19 protein-coding genes are annotated in these 19,566 nt (G+C 65.3%); 8 read left to right on the top strand and 11 right to left on the bottom strand.

The window, feature by feature from the left end; genetic code table 11:
• The first annotated feature begins 10 nt into the window (after positions 1–10).
• Together NU1_RS27400 and NU1_RS27395 are read left to right on the top strand one after the other, a co-directional pair.
• A complete protein-coding gene (locus NU1_RS27400) occupies positions 11–1,585 on the top strand; it encodes an MFS transporter (RefSeq protein ID WP_067525755.1) in 1,575 nt (524 codons plus the stop codon).
• A 270-nt stretch (positions 1,586–1,855) separates the two neighbouring features.
• The gene (locus NU1_RS27395; RefSeq protein WP_067525753.1) at positions 1,856–2,584 is read left to right on the top strand and encodes a DUF2625 family protein; all 729 of its coding nucleotides are present in this window, start codon (positions 1,856–1,858) and stop codon (positions 2,582–2,584) included.
• 249 nt (positions 2,585–2,833) lie between these two features.
• Here NU1_RS27395 and NU1_RS27390 read toward each other — a convergent pair whose 3' ends face one another.
• The 4 genes from NU1_RS27390 to NU1_RS27375 all read right to left on the bottom strand — a co-directional run bounded on the left by NU1_RS27390 (position 2,834) and on the right by NU1_RS27375 (position 6,307).
• Positions 2,834–3,331 carry a hypothetical protein gene (locus tag NU1_RS27390; protein ID WP_067525751.1) on the bottom strand — a complete coding sequence of 166 codons (498 nt, stop codon included), beginning with the start codon at positions 3,329–3,331 and terminating at the stop codon, positions 2,834–2,836.
• Positions 3,332–3,339: 8 nt separating this feature from the next.
• Positions 3,340–4,461 (bottom strand): zinc ribbon-containing protein, encoded by a 1,122-nt coding sequence (locus NU1_RS27385; RefSeq protein ID WP_157553105.1) that lies wholly within the window; start codon positions 4,459–4,461, stop codon positions 3,340–3,342.
• Positions 4,462–4,508: 47 nt separating this feature from the next.
• Positions 4,509–5,657, bottom strand: a complete 1,149-nt coding sequence (locus NU1_RS27380; protein WP_067525747.1) for an SPFH domain-containing protein — start codon at positions 5,655–5,657, stop codon at positions 4,509–4,511.
• Positions 5,658–5,851: 194 nt separating this feature from the next.
• Positions 5,852–6,307 carry an alpha/beta fold hydrolase gene (locus NU1_RS27375; RefSeq protein WP_067525745.1) on the bottom strand — a complete coding sequence of 152 codons (456 nt, stop codon included), beginning with the start codon at positions 6,305–6,307 and terminating at the stop codon, positions 5,852–5,854.
• Positions 6,308–6,418: 111 nt separating this feature from the next.
• Between NU1_RS27375 and NU1_RS27370 the strand changes: the two genes are divergently transcribed.
• From NU1_RS27370 to NU1_RS27350, 5 genes are all read left to right on the top strand, one after another.
• A complete protein-coding gene (locus NU1_RS27370) occupies positions 6,419–6,748 on the top strand; it encodes an ArsR/SmtB family transcription factor (RefSeq protein ID WP_067525743.1) in 330 nt (109 codons plus the stop codon).
• A gap of 164 nt (positions 6,749–6,912) precedes the next feature.
• Positions 6,913–8,679, top strand: coding sequence for a phosphoenolpyruvate carboxykinase (GTP) (locus NU1_RS27365; RefSeq protein ID WP_245720337.1), 1,767 nt, complete (start codon positions 6,913–6,915; stop codon positions 8,677–8,679).
• Positions 8,680–8,681: 2 nt separating this feature from the next.
• The gene (locus NU1_RS27360) at positions 8,682–10,319 is read left to right on the top strand and encodes a SulP family inorganic anion transporter (protein ID WP_067525807.1); all 1,638 of its coding nucleotides are present in this window, start codon (positions 8,682–8,684) and stop codon (positions 10,317–10,319) included.
• The gene (locus NU1_RS27355) at positions 10,319–10,702 is read left to right on the top strand and encodes a DUF5313 family protein (RefSeq protein ID WP_067525739.1); all 384 of its coding nucleotides are present in this window, start codon (positions 10,319–10,321) and stop codon (positions 10,700–10,702) included. Before NU1_RS27360 ends, NU1_RS27355 begins: the two co-directional genes overlap by 1 nt.
• A gap of 89 nt (positions 10,703–10,791) precedes the next feature.
• A complete protein-coding gene (locus NU1_RS27350) occupies positions 10,792–11,670 on the top strand; it encodes a hypothetical protein (protein ID WP_157553102.1) in 879 nt (292 codons plus the stop codon).
• Here NU1_RS27350 and NU1_RS27345 read toward each other — a convergent pair.
• Positions 11,642–11,995 (bottom strand): zinc ribbon domain-containing protein YjdM, encoded by a 354-nt coding sequence (locus NU1_RS27345; protein WP_067525737.1) that lies wholly within the window; start codon positions 11,993–11,995, stop codon positions 11,642–11,644. The genes NU1_RS27350 and NU1_RS27345 overlap by 29 nt on opposite strands.
• A gap of 66 nt (positions 11,996–12,061) precedes the next feature.
• Positions 12,062–12,868, bottom strand: a complete 807-nt coding sequence (locus tag NU1_RS27340; RefSeq protein ID WP_067525735.1) for an alpha/beta fold hydrolase — start codon at positions 12,866–12,868, stop codon at positions 12,062–12,064.
• Between the two features lie 279 nt (positions 12,869–13,147).
• On the opposite strand from NU1_RS27340, the gene NU1_RS27335 reads away from it, so the two are divergent.
• Positions 13,148–13,555 carry a DUF2628 domain-containing protein gene (locus NU1_RS27335; RefSeq protein WP_157553099.1) on the top strand — a complete coding sequence of 136 codons (408 nt, stop codon included), beginning with the start codon at positions 13,148–13,150 and terminating at the stop codon, positions 13,553–13,555.
• A 43-nt stretch (positions 13,556–13,598) separates the two neighbouring features.
• On the opposite strand, the gene NU1_RS27330 is transcribed toward NU1_RS27335, so the two are convergent.
• From NU1_RS27330 to NU1_RS27310, 5 genes are read right to left on the bottom strand one after another with little or no spacing between them, the layout of a single operon-like run.
• The gene (locus NU1_RS27330; protein ID WP_067525733.1) at positions 13,599–15,143 is read right to left on the bottom strand and encodes a long-chain-fatty-acid--CoA ligase; all 1,545 of its coding nucleotides are present in this window, start codon (positions 15,141–15,143) and stop codon (positions 13,599–13,601) included.
• Positions 15,144–15,167: 24 nt separating this feature from the next.
• A complete protein-coding gene (locus tag NU1_RS27325; protein WP_067525731.1) occupies positions 15,168–16,082 on the bottom strand; it encodes a short-chain dehydrogenase/reductase in 915 nt (304 codons plus the stop codon).
• Positions 16,082–17,545 (bottom strand): flavin-containing monooxygenase, encoded by a 1,464-nt coding sequence (locus tag NU1_RS27320; RefSeq protein WP_067525729.1) that lies wholly within the window; start codon positions 17,543–17,545, stop codon positions 16,082–16,084. Before NU1_RS27320 ends, NU1_RS27325 begins: the two co-directional genes overlap by 1 nt.
• Positions 17,546–17,574: 29 nt before the next feature.
• A complete protein-coding gene (locus NU1_RS27315; protein WP_067525726.1) occupies positions 17,575–18,648 on the bottom strand; it encodes a PDR/VanB family oxidoreductase in 1,074 nt (357 codons plus the stop codon).
• Entirely contained in the window at positions 18,648–19,541 is an 894-nt protein-coding gene (locus NU1_RS27310) for a metal-dependent hydrolase (RefSeq protein ID WP_067525724.1), read from the bottom strand. The genes NU1_RS27315 and NU1_RS27310 overlap by 1 nt, the downstream gene beginning before the upstream one ends.
• Between the last annotated feature and the right edge of the window lie 25 nt (positions 19,542–19,566).

The following is a 19,566-nucleotide window of genomic DNA, read 5'->3' as shown; positions in this document are numbered from 1 at the left end:
AGGGGTGATAATGGCGCAGGTGCCAACTGAGATAGACGGACCGCCGGCCGTAGCAGGCCGCAAGGAATGGATCGGCCTCGCGGTCCTCGCACTGCCGACGCTGCTCATCTCCATGGACATGAGTGTGTTGTATCTGGCGATCCCGCACATCAGTGCGGCGCTGGAACCCAGCAGTTCTCAGCTGCTGTGGATCCTCGACGTGTACGGCTTCCTGGTGGCCGGATTCCTGATCACCATGGGCACCGTGGGCGACCGCATCGGACGCCGCAAACTCTTGATGGTCGGCGCGGTCGCGTTCGGTATCGCATCGATTGTGGCGGCGTACTCGACCAGCGGGGAGATGCTGATCGTCACCCGCGCACTACTGGGCGTGGCAGGCGCGACCCTGATGCCGTCCACACTGGCATTGATCCGCAATATGTTCCACGACGAGAAGCAGCGCACCACGGCCATCGGAGTGTGGATGACCAGCTTCATGGTTGGCATGGTTGTCGGCCCGCTGGTGGGCGGAACAATGCTCGAACACTTCTGGTGGGGCTCGGTGTTCCTGGTCGCCGTGCCCGCGATGGTGCTACTACTCGTCGCCGGACCAGTCCTGTTGCCCGAGTACAAGGATCCGAATCCGGGGAAGCTGGACCTGCTCAGTGCGGCACTGTCCCTGACGTCGGTGATCGCCATCATCTACGGCATCAAGGAGCTGGCCAAGAATGGCGTCGAAACCGCTCCCGTGCTGGTGCTCGCCGCCGGGCTCGCATTGGGTGCGGTGTTCGTAGCCCGGCAGCGGCGGTTGACGAGCCCCCTTGTCGATCTGCGCCTGTTCGGCAATGTCAAATTCAGTGGTGCGCTCGTCGCGCTGATGGTCACCATGCTCGCGATGGGCGGGCTCTTCCTACTGCTGTCCCAGTACCTACAGCTGGTACTCGGGCTGTCCGCGTTCCGGGCGGGCCTGTGGACCATGCCTCAGGCCACTGCAATGGTGGTCGGCGCAGGACTGGTCAGTGTGCTGGCACCGCGGATCCGCCCCGCCTACCTCATGACTGGCGGGCTGCTCGTCAGCATCGTCGGCTACACGATCTTCACGCAGCTGTCCGGGGACGGTGACCTCGCGACGATCGTCACCGGCATGGTGGTGTTCTCCCTGGGGCTCAGTCCGATGTTCGTGCTGGGTCTGGACATGATCGTCGGGGCGGTGGATCCGGCCCGTGCCGGGGCGGCGTCGGCGATCTCGGAAACCGGCCAGGAGTTCTCGGTAGCCCTCGGCGTCGCCGTGATCGGCAGTATCGGCACCGCGGTGTACACCTCACAGATGACCGGTTCCATGCCGGAGGGACTACCGGCCGATGCCGCCGACGCCGCGAAGGACACCCTCGCCGGGGCACTGCACGTGTCGGGCCTGCTGCCCGCCCAGCTCGGCACGGAACTAACCACCGCGGCACGCCAGGCCTTCACCCAGGCATTGCACGTAAATTCCATCGTGAGCATCGGCCTCACCGCCGTAGCGGCCGGACTGGTGCTCGTCCTCCTGCGCCATATCCCCTCGCCGAAGGAGCAGGAGGCGACGAACAAAGAACCCGTCGACGCATGAGGTTCCACGAAGCAATCACATAACGGGCAGTTCGCGTCACAGAGCGGTCAGTACAGACGAATCTCCTTGCAGCACTATTTAGTTCGACAGTCCGAGGACGCCTTCGCCGCAACGCCGGTTGCGTCGCTGTGAGCACCGCGACGGCTAGGCGCAGAGAGGTCTGGACGGCTCCGTGAATGCGTATGGGAGTCCGAGGTTCGCCTATCGCCATGTGCGAAGACACTTTACGTATCCGTGCCGGATCGGCGTGTACCTGCGAAGATCGGGGCCATGAAGGTTCGCCTGTTCCATGAGCTCGCCGAGGTCGATGACAAGGCGTGGCCGGACCTACAGGACGATATCGCCACGGCGACAGTGTCAGTCGATATTCTTCCCGTTGAGCCGGCCCGCGCGCGGCAGACGCTGGTCCATTTGCAAGTCACCGCTCGCTCGACACTGGGCGCTCTCGTGCTGCACACCGGTGGCGTGATGATCGACCACGGCTGGCTGCGGTTGCTCGGCGGCGGCCATGTCGAACTTCCGGATGTGGCCACAATGAGCCAGGTGGGCGATCCCGGTGCCGACGCCCCGCCGCCATTCCTCATTGTGGCGATCGACGTGCTGGGCGGACAATTCGCGATCAATGGCGGCGGTCTACCCGCAGATCTCGGCGACGTGTGCTTCCTCGAATCCGGCAGTCCGCAATGGGAATCGACCGGCATCGGACACTCGGGGTTTGTGATGTGGGTCCTCAACGGAGGCCTCGACGACTTCTACAGCGATCGACGGTGGCCGGGTTGGGCCACCGAAGTACAGGCGTTGTCTCCAGCTCAGGGCCTGTCGATCTACCCGCCGATATGGAGTTCCGAGGGCGGCAGCGACATTGCGGCAGCCAGCCGAAGCGTCTGCCCGCTCACCGAACTGACCGACCTTCATCGCGACGTGGCCATCCAGACGTACGGTAAATCCCACGCGACACCAACCACATCCAAGCGACCTCGATTCTGGCGACGCCGCTAGGACATACCTATATGTGGTGTGTTGAGTTGTGCGCCAGCATCTTCCACATGGCAGAGGATTCGCAGTCGCAGACTGGACCGCTTCGGAACTCATGGTGATGGCACGACGCCGCGGCATCGGCGACGGCTGTCCGGACCGGGACGACCGACGCGGCATGACGACTCGGCGAGTGACGATTACACCCGAACCGACCTCGAGCCTCTACTCGACGAGCGCGTCGCCACCTCCATCGCTCAGGCCGCAATCGTGCTATCCGGCGCTGAGTTCGCCGCGGATCTCCGCCACCACCGCCAACTGCGCACGCACATCGGCCAGATCCGCCTCCAGCGCCGTGGTGGCGTGCCGGGTGGCCGCCGTAGCGTACTGGGCGACCGCCGCCTCCACGCACTCCACCGCCCGATGTGCCTGTGGGAGCCGCTGTTCCCGATACTCCCGCGCCAGTGCGGCGATCGACACCAGTTGGTTGTCGACCGCCACCGCGGACTCTTCGATACTCGCGCGCAATCCGATAGTCGTCGCGTCGTCGATGGCCGCGACGGTGCGCAGCGCTGTCATGGCGTCTCGCAACCGGCGGTGCAGCCGTGCCTCCGGGTCATGGGAGCCGGCCCAGGACAGCGGGGCGTTGGTCGGCCGCCCCGGCACTACCTGGTTGCGCTCCACGACATCGCGGCGTTGTCGGCGCACGACGACGGCAGCGGCAGCGGCAGCGGCTACGAACACCAGCAGTGCGATAACGATCCAGACCATGCGTCACCCTATCTGAGCAGAACGATCATGCCTGCGATCACGGCGAGGGCGAACAGCACCGCCACGGCGACCTTGATCTTGCTCCACGGTCGTTCGCCGTGCACCTCGCCGGTGATTCCATTGATGTACACCTGGAACGGCTTGTTCGCGTAGATCACCGTCAGCAGCCAGATCGGCAGCAGCAGATGCTTGTAGGCCAGCCGATTCCACGCCGTGTCCAGGTGGTGGATCCGCTGCCGGTCACCGCCGATATCGCGCTCGACGGCACTGCGGATGGAGCGTTCCATCCACTCGCGCGCCTCTGGTAGCGACTGCTCGGCGTCCCTGTCGTAGGTTCGACACAGGTGCCCGGCCACGTACTCCGGGGAGTACTGGCGAGCCTGGTCCATCGGCCACGGCTCCAGTTCCCTGATCTTGTCCCGGTCCAGACCATCGTTGGCCAGCACCGGCACATCGACGAAGTCGTTGCGCACCTCGCCGGAGGCCCGATGCCAGCGAACCTTGGTCACGGTGCGCTTGTTATCTCCCGATCCGACCTGGACCCGGTACTCCTCGCCACGCTCGCCCCGGTACCGCGTGTGCGTATCCGCGTCGTAGGTGAAGTACGCGGTGTAGACGCTGGCGAATGATCCGATCCGCTTGTACGCCTTGAATTCCGACGGTGCGAACCATCGTCCCCGGACCCAGCGCTCGACCAATTCACGGCCGCGCTTCTCGTCCACCGCGAACGGCACCACACCGTCCACCGGCAGCCGTGCCGGGGCATTGTGCACGTCGTCGCGCTGAATCGGTGTCGTACAGTACGGACACCGGGTGGCCGTCAGCGAGCCGGTGAATGTGGTGTGGCCGCCACAGCTCTGGCACACCACCTCCCATTCCCCGGTCACCTGCGGACCGGCCGAGTTCGCGGCGAGCGCACGCCACTCATTCATGGTCGAGTGGAATTCGCGCGCCCGTGGGCGACCATCGGGCGCGGCGACAGCCGCGATGGCCCCGCAGAAGGGGCAGCGCAGCTGCTGACCGGAGATGTCGAATTCCAGCTGCCCACCGCACGCGGCGCAAGGATAGGTCCGGGTCAGTTCGGTCTGGTGCAGCATGGCGCGGTCTGACCGCTGATGCTCATTGTTCACGGTTGTTCAGTTCTAACTGCTCGAGCTCTTCCCACTGATCCCCACGGTCATGACGACGGCGCCATCGGCGGCGGCGTACCGGGCAGCGGTGGCGGTGCCGTGAACAGCGCCTGCAGAGCGGGAACCGTCGAGGCCGGGACCCAATTCGCCATCCCGTTGGCCCACACCATGGTGTTGGCGCTGACCTGCCCGGTAGACACTCCCTGCTGGATTTGCGCGATGGTGTACGGACCCGCTGGCTGCCCGCCCTGCTCCACATGGAATGCCTGCTGTGTCGGCAGCGGGGGCGGGGCTGCCTGCGGGGCGATTCCGCCCTGCATGGCATTGGCCATATGTCCGCCCATCGCCACACCCATTCCGGCCTGCATCATCGCGCCCATGGCACCGCCGCCGGAGGGATTCTCGGCTGCGGCGACCATCGCCTCTGCCGCCTTCGCCTGCTGGAAGCGGCCCATATCACCGACATTGTCCAGGTAGCCACCCTGTTCCACACCGCGTGCGACGCCGCGAGTCATGGCCTGGGTGATCTCCTCGGGCAGCGATATGGTCAGGGTGACCGCGTCGATGCCGAGACCGAACTCGTCGTCCACCCGTTCGGCGACGAAATCACGCAACTTCTCCGAAAGCGCAACCTGCCGACCCTGCAAATCGATTGCGCCGAGGCCGCTTTCGAGGACCATGTCCGAAAAGGCGAGCGTAATCACGCGGCGCAGCAATTCGGAGATCTCCTGCACCTCGACCACGCTGTCGGTGCCAATCACCTCGCGCAGGAAGATCTCGGCGTCGACGATCTTCAGGACGCAGGTACCGTTCGCACGCACCTGCACCATCCGGAAGTCGGGATCACGCACCGTCACCGGTTGCGGTGTGCCCCACCGCAGATCGGTGACAGGGCGGGTGCTGATGAAGTACACCTCCGACCGGAATGGGCTGTTGAAGCCGTGTTTCCAGCCCTGCAGGGTGGACAGCAGCGGCATATTCTCCGTCGTCAGCGTGTAATGCCCGGGCCCGAACCGGTCGGCCAGCTGACCCCGATAGACGAAGACCGCCTCCTGACCTTCCCGGACAATGAGTTCGGCACCGTTCTTGATCTCGTTCTGATAGCGCGGGAATCGCCACGCCAGCGTGGTCCGCGAATCGTCGAGCCATTCGATGATGTCGACGAGTTCACCGCGCAGTTTCCCTAACAGGCCCATCTATCGTTCCTCCCCGGGCGCAGCACCCAGTCCGTCACGGGCACAACACCCGACGGCCAGGGTAGTGCACGACACGGCCACGAGCATCGTGCGCTGAACACAAAGGTCCAGCAACACAACTACATCTGATCAGCGGCTCGACAACCGGACGGGGTCCATCGACTCGAGTGCTCGTACCAGAGCAGCAGGGTGTGTCAGTTGCGGATGGTGTCCCGCGCCTGCGATTCTGGTGATCGTTTGTCCAGCAGGTCTGCCCGCCAACGCATATCGACGCTGCGGCTCAGCAGACGGCCGACTCGGTTCGCGGTCCCGGGTCGGCGCAGGTCGGCAATGCTGGTGGTGAGGGTGGGCGCGTGGGTTCGGTCGCCGGTGAGACGCGCGGCGAGGGATTCTGCCTTCGCGTGCCGCAGGATGAAACCGGTGAGCAGGCTCGCCCTGGCCAGGACACCCGGTCCGGGCTGGAGGAAGAACGGGGCTACCAGCGTGAGTCGGTCCACCCGGTGGGGTTTGCGGCTCGCGGCTTCCACCGCGACGGCGGATCCGATCGAATGCCCGATCAGGCGTCGAACCTCGCTGTCCGCCAGGAGTTCGTCGACCCAGCGGGACCAGTCATTTGGTCCGCCCGCGCTCATGCCGAGGCCGGGCAGCACAAGCGTGTCGCTGTCGGCGGGCTCAAGGGCTAAGCTGTTTGCTAAACTCTGCAATCAGCACCGTGCGGTTGCCCGAGTCGATACCGCCACCAGCGGAAGGAGTGATCGCAGATGCCAGGATTGCAACGACCGCTGTATCAGATGAAGGCCGACTTCTTCAAGACACTCGGACATCCTGTCCGCATCCGCGTCCTCGAACTTCTCAGTGAACGCGACCATGCGGTGTCGGAGATGCTGGCGGAGATCGGCGTGGAACCGGCCAATCTGTCGCAGCAGTTGTCGATCCTGCGTCGTGCCGGTCTGGTGACCGCGCGCCGCGAAGGGTTGTCGGTGACCTACGAACTCGCCTCCCCGGAGGTCGCGCAATTGCTGGCGACCGCGCGTGCCATTCTCACCGGCGTTGTCGCCGGTCAAGTCGAGGCTTTGGAGCAGCCCGCTTAACACCCGAACTCAGCGGTGGTGGGTGTGCGCGTCGCCACTGATTGCAGATTTTCTAAACTAACTACCTATATAGTTTCATGAAGGAGACATTCGCCGTGACCGACCACCCGACCACTGTCACCACGTCGGCACCGGCGGCGCCGACCGACCACAAGGCCATCCTGATGTGGATCGACGAAGTCGCCGCGCTCACCGCGCCGGACAACATAGTGTTCTGCAACGGCTCGCGCGCCGAATGGGACCGGCTCACCGACCAACTGGTCGAGAAGGGCACGTTCGTCCGGCTGACGGCGAAGCCGAACTCCTTCTGGTGCGCGTCCGATCCCGAAGATGTGGCGCGGGTGGAGGATCGCACCTTTATCTGCTCGGAGAACGAGTCGGACGCCGGACCCACGAACAACTGGGTGGATCCGGTCGATATGCGCACGGTCATGACCGAGCACTACCGCGGGGCGATGTCCGGGCGGACCATGTACGTCATCGCCTTCTGCATGGGGCCGCTGGACGCCGAGGACCCGAAATTCGGTGTGCAGATCACAGATTCGGAGTACGTCGCGGTGTCTATGCAGGTGATGACCCGCTCGGGCGCGCAGGTGTGGGAGAAGTTCACCGACGGAACCGAATTCGTCAAATGCCTGCACTCCGTGGGCGCGCCGCTCGGCGATGGGCAGCCGGATGTGCCGTGGCCCTGCGACAAGACCAAGTACATCGCGCATTTCCCGGAGAGCCGCACCATCTGGAGCTACGGCTCCGGCTACGGCGGCAACGCGCTGCTGGGCAAGAAGTGCTTCGCACTACGCATCGCCTCGGTGATCGGTCGCGACGAGGGCTGGCTGGCAGAGCACATGCTCATCCTGAAACTCACCTCCCCGCAAGGCAAGACGCACTACATCGCGGCGGCATTCCCGTCCTCGTGCGGCAAGACCAATCTCGCCATGCTCGAACCCGCGCTGGAGGGATGGAAGGCGGAGACGGTCGGCGACGATATCGCCTGGCTGCGTTTCGGCGCGGACGGACGCCTGTACGCGGTCAATCCGGAGGCCGGGTTCTTCGGTGTCGCGCCGGGAACAGGCTCGCAGACCAATCCGAACGCGATCGCGACCATCGAACGCGGCAATTCGGTGTTCACGAATGTGGCGCTCACCGATGACGGGGACGTGTGGTGGGAGGGTATGACCGACGAGGCACCCGATCATCTCATCGACTGGCACGGTCGGGACTGGACCCCCGCGTCGGAAACAACCGCCGCACATCCGAATTCGCGATATTGCACCCCGATCGAGCAGTGCCCGTCCGTCGCGCCGGAGTGGAACGACCCGGCAGGAGTCCCGATCTCGGCGTTCTTCTTCGGCGGTCGCCGTGCGAGCACCATTCCGCTCGTGAGCGAGTCCTTCGACTGGGCGCACGGAGTGTTCACCGCGTCGGTGCTGTCGTCGGAGACCACCGCCGCCGCCACCGGCACGATCGGCGTGGTCCGGCGCGATCCGATGGCTATGCTGCCGTTCCTCGGCTACCACGTGGGCGACTATTTCGCGCACTGGCTGTCGCTGGCCGACCGCGAAGGCGCGCGGCTACCGAAGATCTTCCAGGTCAACTGGTTCCGGCGCAGCGCCGACGGCAAATTCCTCTGGCCCGGCTTCGGTGACAATATCCGCGTTCTGAAGTGGGCGCTCGAACGCATCGAGGGCGAGGGGGAGGCCATTGCTACGCCGATCGGATATGTGCCCACCGCGGACGCGCTCGACCTGACCGGCCTCGGCGCGGGCTACACGGCACTGGTCTCCGACGCGCTCGCGGTCAATAGACACGAGTGGACGGCCGAAACTCTGCTGATCGACGAGTGGTACGCCGCCATCGGCGACGATCGTTTGCCGGACGCCCTGCGTGAACAACTCGCGGCGCTCGAGCACCGGCTTGCCGACACTCGGTGACCGTGCGCGCACTACTGCCCAGCCGGAGGGATTGGGCCCCGGCAATCAAATCGCCGGGGGCCGACCTACTTTCGGGTCTGATCGTCGCCCTGGTCGCGCTGCCGCTGGCACTCGGATTCGGCATCAGTTCCGGCCTGGGAGCCGCGGCCGGATTGGCCACCGCGGTCATCGCGGGCGTGGTGGCGGCGGTATTCGGTGGCTCACGTTTCCAGGTGTCCGGACCGACGGGGGCGATGACCGTCGTCCTGGTCCCAATCTTCCATCAGCATGGCGGGGGCGGGGTTCTGACAGTGGGGCTGCTGGCGGGACTCATGCTGGTGGTGCTCGCGGTCGCCGGGGTCGGGCGGGCAGTGCGATACGTGCCCGCCCCGGTGATCGAGGGCTTCACCGCCGGAATCGCGGTCGTCATCGCACTGCAGCAGTTCCCCTCCGCGCTCGGTATCGACCATGCCGAGGGTGAGAAGGTGTGGCAGTCGGCGTTCGATGCTGTGCACCAGTTCATGTCGCACCCCGACCTGATGTCGCTGGCCGCCACGCTGGCCGTGGCGGTCGTGATGCTCGTGGGCGGGAGATATCTGCCGAAGTTGCCCTTCGCGCTGCTGGCCGTCGCCGCCGCGACGATCATCACGAGGTTGTTCGATCTGACGCTGGCCACGATCGGCATCATTCCGTCCGGATTGCCTGCTCCCACACTAGGATTCGTTCAGGCCGAGCAGCTGGTTCCGCTGCTGGCCCCCGCGCTGGCGGTGGCGGCGCTCGCCGCGTTGGAATCGCTGCTGTCAGCCACCGCGGCCGACGCCATGGCCGTGGGGACACGCCACAACCCCGACCGCGAACTGTTCGGCCAGGGCCTGGCCAATATCGCCGCACCGCTGTTCGGCGGCGTACCCGCCACCGGCGCTATCGCCCGCACCGCGGTGAACGTCCGTTCCGGCGCGCGTACCCGGCTGGCGGCACTGACACACGCAGTGGTGTTGGCCGCGATCATCTACCTCGCGGCTCCCTTGGTTGCCGAGATCCCGTTGGCCGCACTGGCGGGCGTGCTGCTGGCGACCACGGTGCGCATGGTGGAAACGGCATCGCTGGCCGCGATCGCCCGTGCCTCGCGCGGCGACGCCGCGATCATGGCGGTGACCTTCCTGGTCACAGTCGCACTGGATCTGGTGACCGCGGTAGCGGTCGGCATCGGGTTCGCTGTTGTGCTCGCGCTCCGATCGGTGGCGAAAGAAGCTCGGCTGCACCAGGTTCCGCTCGACGACACCGATCATCTCGCCGAGGAGCACAACCTGCTGCACGACCACATCGTCGCCTATCGGATCGACGGGCCGCTATTCTTCGCCGCGGCGCATCGATTCCTCCTCGAGCTCGCCGAACTCACCGATGTCAGGGTCGTGATCATTCGGATGTCGCGCATCACCGCCCTCGACACCACGGGCGCGCTCGTCCTCAAGGATGTCATCGGCAAGCTCGAGCACCGCCGCATCACCGTGCTCATGTCCGGCCTGCGCGACGACCACCGCCGCCGCCTCACCGCGATCGGCGCACTGCCCTCCCCCATCGACGAACGCGTCTTCGACCACACCCCCGACGCCATCGCCTATGCCCGCGCACACCGTCCCGAACCGTCAGGACAGAACTGATGAGTGGTGAGTACCCCACACCCACACTGGGACAGCGGCTGCGCTACATCACCGGCGCGACCCTGCCCTCGTCGATGTCGCAGTGGGTACTCGAAGACCTCACCGGCCCCGGCGCGACCCGCCGGTATCTGCTGCGAGTCCTCGTTCCAGTTATCCCGCCGCTGTGTTTGTTCCTGCTGATCCCGGGTCCGGCGTGGATGGGCCTGGCGATGATGGCGCTGCTGTATCTGCCGTTGATCTACTTCGCCGTCGCGCTGACCTACGTCTTTCGACGCCACCGCCTCGCCGAGCACGGGCTCGACCCCACGCTCGCCGATGCGAGGGCCCGCGCACGTGGCGACGCGGAACGCCGCGATTACGAACGCCGCCACGGCCGAGGCTAGTGGACCGAGGCGAGCCATGGTCCAGCACAGCGAAGGCGTCAACGAACAGCACAGCAGCAGTATGTAATTGATGATCGGAGTCATCGCTAGTGAGCGTGCAACCGGCTTGTGTGCCCGGCGACGATACGAGTGCCGACCCGCCGCCGGTGGCGGTCGCGGTGGTGGCGGTGCGAGACCGTCACCGCCGAGGCCGCTCGTGTTGGTCAGCGATGGAGGATTACATCACGCTGGTCAGCCAATGCACGGCGTTGCGGGTGACACCGATGCCGTTGACCTGTGATGACCCGGCTGATGTCGCCATGCGGATCGCGGAACTGTCGCCGCCGGTGTCGGCGGTGCTGTTGGTGGGGTTCGACGCGGCACGATCGACGGCCGTGCAGTTCTCGATCGCGGCCGAGGGCGGGCCGGTCGTGGTGTCCGAGATCGACGCGCTCACCGCCGCGGTCGCGGCGGCAACGATCACCAAGCTACGGCTCCGAGGAATCGGCCTGGATCATGGGCGGCTGGCCCTGCTCGGCGGCGAGCATGCCCCTCGGTTGGAGTCGGTAGTGCGAGCCGCCGGACTCGAGGCCGCGCTCGTACATCACGCGATCGAACCCACCCCCACGACCTTGCGGCAATTCATGGCCGGCCACGACGTGGTCGTCGATTTCACCGGCCTCTCATCACCGTGGACAATGCGAGCGCGGACTGTGTCGATCCCGAACGACCCGTATCTTTATGCCGCACTGCCACTTCCGGGTCTGCTGAGTGCCCTGTGTGGTCACGACGTCATCGACCTGACCAGTACAGCACTGGCCGCCGCCGCTCGCGCACTCGCACTGATCACCCCGGCCGATCGGATCTTGCCCGACCCGAACGACCAGCGGCTGGTCCCGGTTGTAGCGCGGCATGTCAGCAGGACCCTGACCGAGCCACCCGGGGACAGCCGACGGTGGCTCAGATCTTCTTCACCACACTGGATTTGAGCTGCATCGGTCCGATTCCGTCGACTTTGCAGTCGATGTCATGGTCTCCGATCCCGTTGACGAGACGAATATTCCGGACCTTGGTGCCCGCCTTGATGCCGGTCGGGCTGCCCTTTACCTTCAGGCTCTTGATGACGGTCACGGTGTCGCCGTCGGAAAGTACGTTGCCGACGGCATCGGTGATCACGGCGTCGCCATCGCCCTCGGCCCCGGCGGCGGACGATGGCGTCCATTCGTGCGCGCATTCCGGGCACACGAGCAGAGCGCCCATTTCATAGGTGTAGGGGCTGGAGCACGACGGGCACGGGGGCAAGGTGTCGTTCATGCAGGTTCCTTTCGAGTTCGTCTTCGTCGAAACGGCGTCGGTGGATAGACCACGTACCCGAGGCGCTCAGGCAGCGAGGAAGTCGATGATCACGCGGTTGACCTCGTCGGGTCGTTCCAGGTAGCCGTAATGGCCGCAACGCTCGATCTCCACGTACCGCGCGCCGGGAATCGCGGCGGCCACTTCCCGACCGAGTATCGGAGGTGCCATGCGGTCATCCGCGAACCCGATAATGAGACTGGGGGTGGTGATACGCCGGTACTCGGGCAGGCGATCTCCGGATCGGTCCATACCGAGCTGAGCTCGAACGCCCGCCGACGGTTTGCCCGCGGCCGAGTATTCGAAGATGTCGAGCCATTCCTGCGCCTTCTGGGCGTCTTCGAGCGAATGCGGCGACAGGTTCAGCATCGCCTTGACCGCGGCGGCGTACTCGGCGGGCAATTGCAGGTCCTTGTCGTAGAGGGCCTGCTCTCCTCGATTCATGGTGTGCGTCAGCGGGTGTGGGCGACCGGCCGTGGCGAGCATGACGGCCTTGCCGACGAGGTCCGGGCGCGCGAGAGCGAGTTCTTGGACGATTCGAGCCCCCAGCGATGTACCGACCACAGCAGCGGGGCCGCCGCCCAGATGCTCGATGAGCGCGGCCGTATCGCCCACAAGATCGGCAACACTCATACCGCCGCCGCACTCGTCCGACGGCGCGATACCGCGGTTGTCCATGATCGCGACCCGGAACCCGGCCGCCACCAACGCCGGAACCTGGTAGGTGCGCCATACCCGGCCCGGGCTTCCCGTTCCCATAACCAGGACGACCAGCGGACCACTGCCGGTGACGTCGTAGTTGAGCCGAATCCCATTGAGGGTTGCTGTGGGCATCGCGGGCCTTCCATGTCGTGTCGCACCGTGACGGCCAGCGAGACATACTGCGCATGAATCGCCCGACCGGCACATGAACTTGCAAAGATTCGAAAGTAAAGTAAAGCAGAACATGAATTGCGGCCCCGGGCCGGAGCTGGTCCACGACCTCGCGAGAACATCGCCAACGACATCAGCACCGCCGACCGAGGTGCGACACGGCGAGAGCGACCACCACCGGAAGTGTTCCCGGACGAGGACGATAAGTGTTTATGGCACGAGGTCGCATATCGTGCACCCATGTCGGATTTGTCTGCACCCCGGGAACTATCGAACCGCTGGCAGGAACGCTTCGCCTTCTACGACACCTACGGGATCCCCGGATCCACTCCGGCGGCACGAGACGCCTACCGGGCACTGCCGTTCGGGCAGAAGATCATGCTGAACTCGAACTTCCTCGCATTCCTGTTCGGGCCGATCTACTTCTTCGTGAAAGGCATGTGGCGCAAAGGGTTGACGCTGCTGGGCATGGGCCTCGCCGTCGGCGTGGTGATCACGGTCGCCGACCTGTCCGATACCTGGTCCCGTCTCGCCGGATTCGGTTTCGCCGGTCTGGCCTTGAGCACCGCGAACTACGCCTACTACCTCCACGTCGCCAAGAACAGCAGCTCCTGGAACCTGTTCGAAGGATTCGGCCGCGCTCGCTGACGACTCCCACGCGGCGATGGCGGCCGAGAAACCGACGCCCCAATCAGTTCACCTGGCGGGCCTTATCACCCCAATACTGTTTGCGCAGTTCACGTTTGAGGATTTTGCCCGCGCCCGAGACCGGTAGTTCGGTGACGATGTCGAGGGTGCGGGGGGCTTTGTAGCCTGCGATGAGGGATTTGGTGTGGTCGCGCAGTTCGGCGAGGGTGAGGGCGGTATCGGGCTGGCAAATGACTACGGCGTGGACACGCTCACCCCAGTCGGGGTCGGGGACGCCCACTACGGCGCAGGAGGCGACGGCGGGGTGGGTAGCGATCGCGTTCTCCACCTCGGCGGAGTACACGTTCTCGCCGCCGCTGACTATCATGTCCTTTATGCGGTCAACCACGAACAGGTAGCCGTTCGCGTCCAGGTAGCCGCCGTCCCCGGTATGCATTCGACCCTCGCGCAGCGCCGCGGCGGTGGCTTCGGGACGGTGCCAGTAGCCGAGCATGACATTCGCGCCGCTGACGACGATCTCGCCGACGGTGCCGCGCGGCACCTCGTTACCAGCCTCGTCCACAATGCGGATTTCCACGTGCGGGGCGGCCCGACCGGCCGAACGCAGCAGGTCCTTCGCATGGTCGTCGGGTCCGAGCAGCGTCGCCACCGGAGCCAGCTCGGTCATGCCGTAGCACTGGGTGAAGCCCGCGCCGGGGAAGGTCTTCATCGCGCGGTCGAGTACCGCCTCGGAGATGGGCGACGCCCCGTAGAGGATGTGTTCCATGCTGGTCAGGTCGTAGTCGCCGCATGCGGGATGATCGGCGATCAGCTGAATCATCAAGGGCACCAGCAGGGTATCGGTCACCTTGTGGTCGGCGACGGCCTCCAGTACAGCCACCGGTTCGAACATCGGAATGATGATGTGAGTGCCGCCGAGGATCACCTGCGCCATCCAGCCCGCGAGGTCGGCGAGATGAAACATGGGGGCCGCGTGCAGGAATCGCGCACCGGGGCGCGGTAGATAACCGGTCGCGAGTGCGCCCAGTGTCGAGGTGATCAGATTCGTGTGACTGAGCATCACCCCCTTGGGGAACCCGGTGGTTCCGCCGGTGTAGAACAGCCCGGCCAGTTGATCCCCACCGCGGCGGGCATCCTCGACCGGTTCAGCGGCGGCCAGCAGATCTTCATAGGACAGCGCGCCCTTGGGTGTGGGCCCGTCGCCGTAGTGGATCACCGTCTCCAGGTCCGGGTAACCCGCCTTCAGCGCCGGGAGCATCGGCGCGAACGCGTCATCGATGAACAGGACCGAGGACTGCGAATCCGCCAGGGAGTAGATAATTTCAGTGGGGCTCCAGCGGATATTGACCGGATTCAACACGGCATCCGCCCACGGCACCGCAAGCAGATATTCGCCGTACCGGTCGGAGTTCAGACCCAGGATCGCCACCCGGTCCCCCTGCCCCACACCGAGTTCGCGCAGTGCACCGGCCAGCCGCGCGACCCGATCACCCACCGCACGAAAGGTTGTGGTCCGGTCCCGATAGACGAGCATGACGTCGTCCGGATTCTGCTGGATTGCGCGATGCAGGCCTTGGGTGAGATACATGGTGGCAGTGGACCTTTCAGATACTCAGCGGGTGATATCGGAGGCGGAGTGCAGGTTCGGGCGGATTCGCTCTTCGACCGCGCGGATCAGGGCGTGTACCCGGGCATCCCGCGCGAGCCTGCCGTCCAGCACCACATTCACGACTCCGCGCAACAGCGAATAGGGTTCCCAGCCGACCGGTGCGATGGTTCGGGGGGCCCGGCGCGCAATGCCATCCGCGATCGTCTCCGCCGCCGCCCGCCCGGTAATCCGGACATTGAGCGGCCAGGGCAGCATTGCGCCCAATCGCCGCCCCAGCTCGTCGTCATCGAGGGTGTCGTGGGTCATCGCCGTTTCCACCACACCGAAGTACGCGACGCCCGCGCTCGCGCCGACGGCCGCGAGCTCGATCCGCAATGCCCGGCCGAGTTGCTCGACGGCCACCTTGCTGATCATGTACGGCGACCCACCCATACCGGGTGCGAAAGCGGCGGCCGAAGACACCACGACCACATGGCCTTTCGCCTGGATGATGTGGTCGAGCGCGGGGTGCACCGTATTGAACACGCCCGTGAGATTGATGCCGATCACGCGATCGAAGTCGCGGGCATCCATGACTCGCAGCGTGGCGGGCTTCGGCACCACGCCCGCATTCGCGACGACGACGTCGAGACGGCCGAAGCGCTCCACCACGCGGGTGACGGTCCGCGCCATGGCTTCTCGATCGGTGACATCGACACCGATCGCCATGGTGGCCACGCCCAGGGATTCGGCGGCGGTACGTGCGCTCGATTCATCGATATCGGCCAACGCGATCGACGCACCGCGTGCGTGCAGCACCTTCGCCAGTTCCCATCCGATGCCCTGGCCCGCGCCGGTGATCAGTACCGTCTTGCCGCGCACATCGTAGGTATCCCGGTTGGTGAGCCAGCCGAGCAGATGGAGATCTCCGATACCCATCACGCACTCACCTCGTAGGCATCGATATCGAATCGGGCGGTGCGGCGGCGGTATTCGAAACTCCAATTCGGATACAGCCCGGCATTGCCGCCGTCGGCGGTGGTGTAGTAGCTCTGGCAGCCGCCGGTGAGCCACACCGTCGAGCGGCTGCGCTCGGTCATCTCGGTGAGAAACGCCTCCTGCACCTCGGGCCGCACCTCGACGCGCTGCGCACCCCGGTCCCGCATGGTCCGCAGTGCGTCCACGATGTAGGCGATCTGCGATTCGATCATGAAGATGGCCGACTGGTTTCCGGCCGCGCCGAACGGACCCAGGGTGCAGAAGAAGTTCGGGAATCCCGCGAGCGCGGCACCCAGATAGCTTTGCGGCCGTTCGTCGTACACCTCGGCGGCGGTGCGGCCGTCGCGACCGACGAACCGTTGGAACGCACCGGGAGTCGATTCGAAACCCGTGCCGTAGATGATGGTGTCGACCGGATGCTCGATACCGTCGCGGGTCACGATGGAATGCGCCCGCACCTCGGCGATGCCCGTGGTCACGACCTCTACATTGTCCCGGGCGACGGCGGGTAGGTACGCGTCGGAGAAGATGGCGCGTTTACAGCCGATCATGTAGTCGGGTGTCAGTTTGGCGCGCAGTGTCGAATCGCTGACCTGACGGCGCAGCTGCATCTTGCCCAGCAGTTCGTACGGATGCCGGAATCTATTGTCGACGAAGCCGATCAGACCGAATCCCTCGATGAGGGTGTAGTAACTACCGCGAATCGCCTTGCCCACCAATGGCAGTCTGCGCAGCAGCGATCGTTCCAACCCATAGGTGCCGCGATCCAGGCGCGGCACGATCCACGGAGCCGACCGTTGAAACAGCGTCAACTTGCCGACCGTGGGCTGAATTTCGGGTACGAACTGCACCGCCGATGCGCCGGTGCCGATCACCGCGACCCGCTCCCCCGTCAGATCGTGCTCATGATCCCAGTGCAGCGAGTGGAAGGTCTTACCCGCGAATGTCTCCAGTCCTGGCAGCGACGGATACTTCGCATCGCTGAAGATACCTGTCGCGGAGAGGACGAAGTCGGCGGTCAGTGTTCCGGCCGAGGTCTCGATCCGCCACTGGGAACCCGAGTCATCCCATCGCGCGTCCAATAGCTCTGTGCTGTAGCGGATCCGACTTGCGATCCCGTGCTCTGTCGCCACCGAGCGGAGGTATTCGAGTATCTCCCGCTGCGGTGCGTAGGTGTGCGACCAGTTCGGGTTCGGCGCGAACGAGTAGCTGTACAACTGCGACGGAACATCACACGCGCAGCCGGGATAGGTATTCGCCTGCCAGGTGCCGCCGAGGTCGGCGGCCCGCTCCAGGATCACCAGATCCTCGAAACCCGCCGCGCGCAGTTTGATCGCGAGCCCGATACCGGCGAATCCCGCGCCGACAATGGCGATACTTTTGTGCTCGGCCTGTCCGGGCATAACTATCGGGCCTTCCTTCTTATTGTCGATCAGAGGTCGACGGTGAGCGAGTCGTCGGCCGCGCGGGATACGCAGGTGAGCATGAAGTTCTCGCGTTCGGAGTCCGGAAGTGTGCGGTCGCGGTGCTGTACCCGCCCGGCGAGTACCGCGGTCTTGCAGGTGCCGCAGAAGCCCTGCTGGCACGAATAGACGACACCGGGAATCGCGCGACGGATCGCGGCGAGGGCGGTCTCGTCGGCACCGACGCGAAGGGTCCGTCCGGTGCGCGCGAGCCGGATATCGAATTCCTTGCCGTCGAGTACCGGCAGAGCCGAAAAGCGTTCGGTGTGCAGTGATCCCGTCGGATTGACCACGAACATGGTCCGCTGCGCTGCCGCCAGGACGGGCGATGGCCCGCAGACGTAGACCGCCGCACCGGGTTCCGCACGTCCAACCAGCTCCGCGATATCGGGAGTACCGAACTCGTCGTCGGGTCGGATCTCGACCGTGCCGCCGGAGCAGTCGGACAGTTCGTCCAAGAACGGCATGGTCGTGCGTGCGGAGCCGAGATAGATCAGCTGCCAACGCACCCCGGCGGTCGCCGCGGCCTTGACCATCGGCAGGATCGGCGTAATCCCGATACCGCCCGCGATGAACAGGTACGAGGGTGCCTCGACAAAGTCGAAGGCGTTGCGCGGGCCACGAATTCGCAACCGGCTTCCCGGGCGTAGTTCGTCGTGTATCTCGCGCGATCCGCCATTGCCGTCCCCGATTCGCCGGATGGCGATCCGATACCGCCGCCGGTCGGCCGGGTCGCCGCAGAGCGAGTATTGCCGCTGCCGACCCGACGGTAGGAAGACATCCACATGCGATCCCGGCTTCCACCTGGGCAGCAGTGCGCGCTCGTGGGCGACCAGGTTCAGGCTCACCACATTCTCGGCCTCCGCCCGCACCGACTCCACCAGCAGTTCCAGGTCGAATCCCGTGCGCTGCACCGGATTAGGTCGGGAGAGCACATGAGCGGTCCGCCCGGCGAACACCTGCTTGTAGGCGTCCATCACGACACCGAGCATCCGCAGGCTCGCCGACGGCTCGAACTCCACTGTCACCGTCGCGGTTCCCATCAGTGCCCGACCGCCCGGGCGGCGGGCGACTGCGCCAGATAGCGCAATGCCGTATCCATCGGGCCCAGCTGTGACGGATGAAAGCCCGGGCGCAGGTAGCGCGGCAGCTCGGTGAAGAACACCGTGAACTTCGGGATAACGCCGCGCACGGTCGCATTCACGAATTGCAGCGGCCAGAACCGCCCCTTGTCCCGCTCCGGATCCTTGCGATACATGTAGGCCGTCGACACGATGAACAGTGGCAGCAGGGTGGCGCTGGCGAGCAGCGCGGTGCGGGCCTTGCGCGCATAACCCCCGTCGACGTACATGTAGGCGTCGTAGACGACGCTGCGGTGCTCGACCTCTTCCGCGCCGTGCCAGCGCACCAGATCCAGCATCGTCGGATGCATACCTTTTTCCTCGAGGATATCGGCTTCCAGCAGCCATTCCCCGATCACGGCGGTGTAGTGCTCCATCCCGGCGAAGAGACCGAGACGTTCCTTGAGCCACTCCTCCTTGGCGCGACCGGCCAGACCGTGATCGCCCAGAATCCGATCCACCAGCCACGCGACCGCACGCACATACGATTCGACATCCAGCCCGATCGACTGCAGATGCCGCCGCGCACCCTCGTGACTGCTCGCGTGCATCGACTCCTGCCCGATGAAACCGGCGACCTCCTCGCGCAGCCGCTCATCGGTGATCAGCGGCAGGGCCTCGGCGAGGCAGTTCGCCATTGCCCGTTCGCCCTCGGGAAGTACCAGGTGCATGACATTGACGATGTGCGTAGCCAGCACCTCGCCGGGGATGTAGTGCATGGGCACCGACGCGAAGTCGAAGTGGACGTCGCGAGCGTGGATCGCGTGCGCTTCGTCGCTGTAGTGGTGCCTCGTCGCACCAGCCTGCTCAGCCATAGGCCGAACGTACAGCGCAACAATT

It is taken from the genome of Nocardia uniformis NBRC 13702, assembly GCF_001613345.1.
GTDB lineage: Bacteria > Actinomycetota > Actinomycetes > Mycobacteriales > Mycobacteriaceae > Nocardia > Nocardia uniformis.
This window is presented reverse-complemented; position numbering and strand designations above follow the sequence as displayed.